We start from the raw sequence: 7,814 nt of genomic DNA, 5'->3' as shown, positions 1-7,814 counted from the left end.
GTAACTTATCATATTTAGTAATTGTGAGGGAAAGAATATGATTAACGATCATTTAGAGCCAGGGATTAATCGTAAGGTGGCCGTGGCGGAATTGTTAAGTATTAAAGGTGATGGTCTAGTCGATGAGCTCGCCCAACGTTTAACCTACCAACGTCGGCAGGTTTTAGAAGCCATTACGAGCTTACAGAAATTAGGGGCGCAAATTAAGTTGGATAACGATTATGTGTTTAATGCAACGTCTGGTACTCAGATGTCCCAAATTATTTCTAAAGTCTACCAAGAATCCAAGGTATTACAGTATTTGCGTTATGCTTTTTTAGAAGGGCCAACTTTAAGTAATGAGCGTGTCCAAGAGGTATTAGGTGTGGCGCAAGCTAGTATTTATCGCTTACGCAAAAAAGCTGGCTTAATCTTAGAATCTTATGATTTACAGTTAGTAAAAAATGAGATTCAAGGTAATGAACTTTCCAAACGGACGTTAATCGCCCTCCTAAGCCATCGTTATGGGATAACAGTGTATACTAATAGCCAGAATACTGAAAAACTTGTTCGCAAATGGATTATTGCTAATAATAAGCAAGTAACAGAGGTACTTTTGGAGCAGACCCGCCTCCAGGTTGGATTTTTTGAACGCTTATTGGTAGTGGGGCTTTGCCGTCGGGAGGAAAGTTCTAAGCTTGATTGGTCAGATGATGCCTTAGATAATTTCAAAAACTGGTGGGTCTATGATGCCATTAAGACCAGTATGAATCAGTATCTGCCTTATAAGTTAACCGAAAAAGACTATGAGTACGCCTTATATTGTTATATAACGACTGATAATTATCTCTTGATGGATAAGTGGACCCCAGAACGTTTTGAGGAAGGGTATGACAAGATTTATGCAATTCCTAAATATGCTAAAATTGCGGAGATGTTTACGGAATTCTTTGAGGTTGATTTCTTTAAATCAGATTATTTACGGAAGCTGATTTTAGAAATTTTCAAGGTTACTTTTTATGAAAATTTTGTGTTTCGCCCTGATTTTTATGCGGAAGAAAGAATAATTCAACACAGTAAAATCTCTAAGGTAATTTTGGATAAGTTGGAACAAATCGCTCAAAAGACTTTTAAGCGAAAGTTACCTGCAGCGGTGAATCATAAGACGGCCATGTACATCCAAGGTTATCTCTTTTTGCATGAGGATTTTCAATGTACGAGTTGGATCGTTGGTATGAGTCAGGTGATGCACCAAGCGATTGTCGAACAGGCTAATTTACGCTATGAGGGCAGTTTTAAAGGGATTACCTATTTTGCTCCGGGTCAGAACCGTTGGAGCCAATTAATTACCGATAAACCGGAAATTATTTTGGTGTCACCACATTTGAGTGCTTATGTACGTAGTCTACCTTTAGGGCCAAAGACGACGGTGATTGATATGAGTTTGTCTAGTGTTATCGATAATTTTGAAGCGATTGAACAAGCTTTTCGTCAGAAGCGTCGACAGGAATTTTATGAACTAATCCCGCGCCGGTTTGGTAATAAGGAAGTACCTGATTTTGAATAGGTGGCAACAGTTAGCAGAAGCTAGCGTTCTTTTTTAGTACAATTAGGTATTAGTTTAGGTCCCGAATTTGCCGGATTAGCAATGGCTTTATCTTCAATTAGTGTGGTAGGTTCGTCGTTGTTATTAAACCAAGTTAAAATAGGTGAAAATTAGTGTCAAAGCTCTTAGTGTAAAATTGTTCTCGGTTAGTCACCGGGAACTTTTTTGATTTGTATTTAATATTTTAAATTTCTGTTGACAAGTGTACACAGAAAGGGGTACCATATCCCCTTCTTCTCTCAAACAAAACCAACAGAAAGGACACGGTACCCCATGCTGCTAGAATAAAAAATGATGAACTTAAGTAGGAAGCACGAAATTACTCAAAAAAATTGACAGATACCTGACAAGGTCAGTCTGAAGATGCTCAGTTACGATGATGTGGTGACTAAGAATGTGACTGAATACTTACAATCACAATTAGAAACCAACTTACCTGGATTGACTGTGGAATTAAATAACATTCCTAAGGCTACAGCAATTCAACGTTACATGGACGGCGAATTTGACTTTGGTTTGTTAGGTTGGGGGGCTGACTATGCTGATCCAACCACTTTCTTGAACTTACTAACTGTTGATGGTTCAGGTAACTATGGCAAGTGGGATAATCAAGAGTTCAATAACTTGATGAATGTCGAAAAGACCACTAATGTTAACAACGAGTCTAAACGTTGGGATGACTTAGTAAAGGCAGCAAATGTCGTTAATGATACAGCAGTAATTTCACCGCTTTATCAACCAACTTTAGCGACAATGGTTAAGTCTAAAGTTCAAAATGTCGGTTACGACAATTTCGGACACTTTATCTTCCGGGATATGTCAGTTAAATAATACAAGCAATGGCTAGAAATCTGATTTCTAGTCATTATTTGTTGCATACCGCTTGCTTCTTGTGCAACCTTAGTCTTTTTAATAGCCGATTAAACTTTGAAAAAAATAATTTCCGAAAAGTAAGTAATTTTTATTGACAATAACAAAAATGTGAATATAATTAAAACTATCAACTAACAAAGGAGGATATATTTATGATTATAACTAACCGATTGAACAGCCAAATGACTATGATGACATGCTGCATGATGTGTAGCATGCAATTTGGCGTACAATCGAATAATCATAATGTGTCCCTAATCAGTTGACTAAATTAAAAAAAGATGTGAATTAACGGGTGGACCATTATCGTGGTTCACCTTTTTTTTTCAGGAGGGATGTTTCATGTCAGATAATTTTAAATTAGTTTTGGGTAAAACAGGTTTGGATAAAGCGACGGTTGTTTTAAATCTAGGTTGTCCTGATAGTCGACAATGGTTTGAAAGTAACTTTGAAGCACATGAGAAAGCTGCAAAAGAAGGCCAAGAGTTATTAGAACTTTATTTCTGGAATAAGGATAAAGAACCACTAAGAAATGGGAATATCGCAAACGATTATATCGATTATGATGATCCTAAAAAAGCATTGGCTTACATTAAAGCAATCTATGAGGTTCAAGATACACTTAATGAACAAGAAGATGTTGAAGACTATCTCAAAGAAAATTTTGCTGATTTGATTGCTACAACAGTAAATAAGGCTCAAATTAAGACTTTGCAATATGTTATTGAACATAAAATTGAAAGTCTACCAACGTTACTAATAAATGATGTCATAAAATAAGGGAGCGGATGTCCATGAGTAGACAAAGAAATAAGAAAACGACACTTTGGTTAACTTTTTGGCGGGGCAATACTCGTGGAGGTAAGGCTTGCATGTGTGTGGGTAAAGGAGAAGAAAACACACATTAAACAAGCGAGGTCTTATCTATGAAAGTTATTAACAAAATTCCATTTACCAGTCAGTTACTAATTGCCTTAGTCCTAGGAATTATAGCCGGAAAGCTACTGCCCCAGATTATTAAGTTTTATGATCTTTTAGGGACCTGGTTTTTGAATAGTATTACCATGGTTGTTTTACCCTTGATTTTTCCAACGGTAACTTTAGCGGTTGTAGGGATTTTTAAACAGAGAAATTTTGGCCGAGTTTTGGCTAAAGTTTTTATCTATTTCTTCGTAATAACTACTACGTTAATCTTTATTTTTCTTGCGGGTAGTTACTTTAGTCATCTAGGTAAGGGAGTGAACAATGTAACTTCAACAGCTAGCATTAAGGAAATTGGGGACAAAATCGATTTATGGAACTTTTTAAATGAAATTGTTCCATCAAATATTATCGCTTCTTTTGCTTCTGGCAGTCTACTATCGTCCATTGTTTTTGCGATTGCTTTAGGCTTAGGGATTGGTGCTTATGGCGTTGATAAAGCCGATTTGGTAGTCAAATTTTTTAAGGCTTGGGTAGGAGTTATATATAAAATCACAGACTTTATCATCAAGGTTTCACCAATTGGGATTTTTGGTATCATTGCAGCTGATGTTACCAAAGTAGGTTGGTCAAGTTTATCATCTTTAGCCGTTTTTGTTGTTGAGTTATATGTAGCTTATATAATCTTGGCAGTGGTGATTTTCCCACTTATCGCACTATTATTTCAAGTTTCTTACTTAAATATTTTAAGAAGCATCAAGGATTTACTATCGTTAGCGTTTTTTACGGGGTCATCAAGTGTGGTTTTACCTAAGCTTTTGGAACGTCTCAAAGAAAATGATCAAGAAGACAGTTTGAGTGATTTTATAGTTCCTTTGGGCTATACCTTTAACTTAAACGGAGCCGTAGTTTACTTAGCGGTTGCGATAGCCTTTATTGCTAATATTTATGAAATAAATTTAACTTGGACAACGATTATTTCTTTAACAGTCTTGTTAACTTTTATCAGTAAAACCATTGCCACGGTTCCCTCCGGTGCGATAGTGGTCTTATTAGCTACTGCTTCACAACTTGGTTTACCTAAAGAAGGGGTAGCTTTAATCTTTGCGGTTGACTTTTTTGCAAATGCTGGGCGGACAGCGCTGAATGTTTTAGGTAATACTTTAGCAGCTAAGATTTTAAGTAAGCAAAGTAAGGTAAGACCAGTCAAGGTTTTGCAAACAAAGATTGCACATGACTAAATAATGGAGGATTTGAATATGACAGAAGCAAAAGTATACGTCTTACATGAAAACTACGAATGGACACAACATTTAGAAAAAAGACTAATTGAACAGAAGGTGCCTTATGAATTATGGGATTTATCAGAAGGTGTCTTAGATTTATCGAAACAACCACCTAAAGGAATCTTTTATAACCGGATGTCAGCATCGTCGCATACTAGAAATCACCGTTTTGCACCTGAGTTCTCACAGCAAGTTATTAAATGGTTGGAAGATAATGGACGCGTGGTTTTAAATGGTACTACTGCGATTGACCTTGAAATCAGTAAGGTTAAGCAATATTTAGCTCTTCAAAAAAGTGGCATTAAAACACCTAAAACGAATTGCTACGATTGGTAAAAAGTCAATTGTCGAAGCAGCCAAAAGATTAGATAAATATCCCTTTATTACCAAACATAACCGAGCTGGTAAGGGTGCAGGAGTATACCTATTTAACTCTTTAGCCGAGCTTGAAGTTTATGTAAATAGTGATACTTTTGAAGAGCCAGTTGATGGGATAACCTTATTACAAGAGTACATTAAACCAAACGACGGTCGGGTTAAGCGTTCTGAATTTATCGGTCAAAAGTTCTTATACACAGTTTCCATTGACTCTAGTCAGGGCTTTGAATTGTGTCCTTCTGACGAATGCCAAATTGGTCAAAAAGAAGAAAAATTTCAGATTATTGATCCACTTGAAAGTAAGCAACGTGAAAGCTACGAATATTTCTTACATGAAAATGGTTTAGATGTAGCGGCTGTGGAATGGGTGGAAGATGGAAACCACCAAATTTATGTCTATGATATCAATACTAATACTAACTATAACAATACTGCCGAAGAAAAGGCGCAAATCTTCGCTCACAAGCATTTAGCAGCTTACTTAAAGGAACAGCTCAGCCAAAACGAGAGGGAGTAGTATGAAAAAACGAATTTTAAGTGTAATAGCATTAGCAACATTAGGTCCGCTTTTGGCTGCTTGTTCTAATGAGAAGAACCAAGGTTCTGACAAGCAAGTTTTGAATTGGAGCATTCAAGCTGAACTTCCGACAGCGGACCAATCGCTTGCTTCTGATGCCGTTAGCTTCAGTATTTTAAATAACATTGGCGAAGGGCTTTACCGCTAGATAAAAATGAAAAGCCAAAGCCTGCATTAGCTACTAAAACTGAGATTACAAATGAGGGTAAAACGTATACTTTTAATTTGAGAAAAGGAACTAAGTGGTCTAATGGAGATGAGGTTACAGCAAAAGATTTTGTCTATGCTTGGCAAAGAACAGTTGATCCAAAGACAAACTCTCAATATGCCTATGCTTTTGATGCAGTAAAAAATGCTCCAGCAATTTCTAAGGGTGAAAAAAGTCCACAATCATTAGGCATTAAGGCCCTTGGAAAGTATAAACTGCAAGTTAACTTGACAAGAAGAGTTCCATATTTTCAGCTTTTGATTTCAAGGCCAACTTTCTTCCCACAAAATCAAAAGGCAGTTGAAAAATATGGAAAAAAGTATGGCACAGCTTCAAAATACTTGGTAACTAATGGACCATTTACATTGAAAAATTGGTCAGGCACAAGTCTAACTTGGAAGTTGGTCAAGAATAAATCATATTGGGATACTAAAGATGTGAAACTTAGTGCTATTAACTTTAAGGTTACCAAGGCTACCACAACTTCATATAACTTATACCAAACTAATAAGCTAGATGAAACATTGCTAGATTCAGAACAAGCCAAGCAATTAGTCAAAAATCCAGCTTACACAGTTTGGAAGAATGCCCGGACGCAATATCTTGAGTTTAACCAGACACAAAAGCAATTCCAAAATAAGAAGATTCGTCAGGCAATCTCCTATGCAATAAACCGTGATAATTTGACGAAAAATGTTGTAGGAGCAGGAAGTAATAAGGTTACTGGGATTGTGGCCGACGGGACGGCTAGTTTTAAGGGTGTAGACTTTGCCAAAGCGGCTAAAACTGCTGACGGTACGACTTATAATAGAGAAAAAGCTAAAAAACTTTGGGCAGAAGGTTTAAATGAATTAGGAGTAGATTCGGTGCAATTTACCTTATTGGGAGATGATACAGATGTTTCTAAGAAGGTTGCGGAATATATCCAAAGTCAGTTAAACGAAACTTTGCCAAATATTAAGGTTAGTGTCGCTAACGTTCCTTATAAAACACGGTTAGCTCGTTCAACAGCAGGTGATTTTGATGTGGTAATCAGTGCTTGGGGTGCAGATTACGCTGACCCAATCAGCGATTTAGAACTCTTTACGACTGATAATGCTTGGAATCACGGAAAGTGGGAAAATGAAGAATACAACCATTTAATTGATACTTCCCAAACAGAAGGAAATAAAGCTAAACGGTGGCAACTTTTAGTTAAGGCGTCAAAACTTTTAGACCAAGAACAAGCTATCGTTCCGCTTTTCCAAGAAAATCAAGCAGCCTTAGTCAAAAAACAGGTGCATGGATATCTTTATCACCCTGCAGGAGTTAAGTTTGATTTTAAAGAAGCTTATCTCAAATAATTATTTACTCGGACTCTGGAAATTCTGGAGTCTTTTTGGTGATTATATAAAGATTGCTAATCTTCAAAAATGCTCTTTTGGTTTGCAGTTAATTTTCATTGTGATTTTTACAGGTGTGATTGGCCTTATTGTGGGCTATATTAATGAAACTAAGGCGGATGTTTCTATCATGGCAGGTTGGCTAATACATGCTTTTGCTAATTCGTGACGGGGACATTAGCAGCGTTTATGTTAATTTAAAATAGGTGTCTTTTTATTGGTAACAATGCTTAGTGTAAAATTGTTCTTGGTTAGTTGAAGTACCTTATAATTGTTAGACAAAATCTAACGATTATGAGGTGCTTTTTATATGACTAAATATGCTCAAAAATTTAAATTAGATGTTATTCAGGAATATCTGGATACTGGTTATTCACAACGCTCTCTAGAGCACAAGTATTCTCTACCGAAAGGAACCGTTAAACGATGGTGGGCTACCTACAATCAGAATGGTCCTGATGGATTGAAATTACAGCATTCGAGACGTGAGTTCACTGTTGATTTCAAGCTCTATGTGATAAACTACTACCTAAATAATGATCTTTCAATGTCTGAAGTTGTGTCTACCCATAATCTCTTGTGTTCCCAGGTATCTATATGGTTT

General features: G+C 36.5%; 6 protein-coding genes and 3 pseudogenes. All 9 read left to right on the top strand.

Annotated features, from left to right (window positions below; all coding sequences use genetic code 11):
* The first annotated feature begins 37 nt into the window (after positions 1 to 37).
* Positions 38 to 1,546 carry a helix-turn-helix domain-containing protein gene (locus tag JCM10991_RS10735; protein WP_025021479.1) on the top strand — a complete coding sequence of 503 codons (1,509 nt, stop codon included), beginning with the start codon at positions 38 to 40 and terminating at the stop codon, positions 1,544 to 1,546.
* A 36-nt stretch (positions 1,547 to 1,582) separates the two neighbouring features.
* Positions 1,583 to 1,699: pseudogene (locus tag JCM10991_RS15935) on the top strand (copper-transporting ATPase); the annotation flags it as partial.
* 249 nt (positions 1,700 to 1,948) lie between these two features.
* Positions 1,949 to 2,416 carry an ABC transporter substrate-binding protein gene (locus tag JCM10991_RS10730; protein WP_025021478.1) on the top strand — a complete coding sequence of 156 codons (468 nt, stop codon included), beginning with the start codon at positions 1,949 to 1,951 and terminating at the stop codon, positions 2,414 to 2,416.
* A 384-nt stretch (positions 2,417 to 2,800) separates the two neighbouring features.
* A complete protein-coding gene (locus JCM10991_RS14685) occupies positions 2,801 to 3,238 on the top strand; it encodes a thioredoxin domain-containing protein (RefSeq protein WP_023860288.1) in 438 nt (145 codons plus the stop codon).
* A 146-nt stretch (positions 3,239 to 3,384) separates the two neighbouring features.
* Positions 3,385 to 4,620: a dicarboxylate/amino acid:cation symporter gene (locus JCM10991_RS10720; RefSeq protein WP_023860287.1), complete on the top strand. Its 1,236-nt coding sequence runs from the start codon at positions 3,385 to 3,387 to the stop codon at positions 4,618 to 4,620.
* Positions 4,621 to 4,638: 18 nt separating this feature from the next.
* Positions 4,639 to 5,560, top strand: a pseudogene (locus JCM10991_RS13835) (ATP-grasp domain-containing protein).
* A gap of 1 nt (position 5,561) precedes the next feature.
* Positions 5,562 to 7,171: pseudogene (locus JCM10991_RS13830) on the top strand (peptide ABC transporter substrate-binding protein).
* Positions 7,143 to 7,379 (top strand): hypothetical protein, encoded by a 237-nt coding sequence (locus tag JCM10991_RS10705; protein ID WP_025021477.1) that lies wholly within the window; start codon positions 7,143 to 7,145, stop codon positions 7,377 to 7,379. Before JCM10991_RS13830 ends, JCM10991_RS10705 begins: the two are co-directional and overlap by 29 nt.
* Positions 7,380 to 7,520: 141 nt before the next feature.
* Positions 7,521 to 7,814: helix-turn-helix domain-containing protein (locus JCM10991_RS10700; RefSeq protein ID WP_025021476.1), on the top strand; the 294-nt coding region annotated here is incomplete at its 3' end.

The organism is Ligilactobacillus equi DSM 15833 = JCM 10991, assembly GCF_000615765.1.
GTDB lineage: Bacteria > Bacillota > Bacilli > Lactobacillales > Lactobacillaceae > Ligilactobacillus > Ligilactobacillus equi.
Note: the sequence above shows the minus strand (reverse complement) of the source record. Positions and strands in the feature narration are given on the sequence as shown.

What these genes read in the sequence shown, in the direction of transcription:
- JCM10991_RS10735 (WP_025021479.1), top strand. Translation starts at nt 38, where the DNA reads ATGATTAACGATCATTTAGAGCCAGGGATTAATCGTAAGGTGGCCGTG.
- JCM10991_RS10720 (WP_023860287.1), top strand. Translation starts at nt 3,385, where the DNA reads ATGAAAGTTATTAACAAAATTCCATTTACCAGTCAGTTACTAATTGCC.
- JCM10991_RS14685 (WP_023860288.1), top strand. Translation starts at nt 2,801, where the DNA reads ATGTCAGATAATTTTAAATTAGTTTTGGGTAAAACAGGTTTGGATAAA.
- JCM10991_RS10730 (WP_025021478.1), top strand. Translation starts at nt 1,949, where the DNA reads ATGCTCAGTTACGATGATGTGGTGACTAAGAATGTGACTGAATACTTA.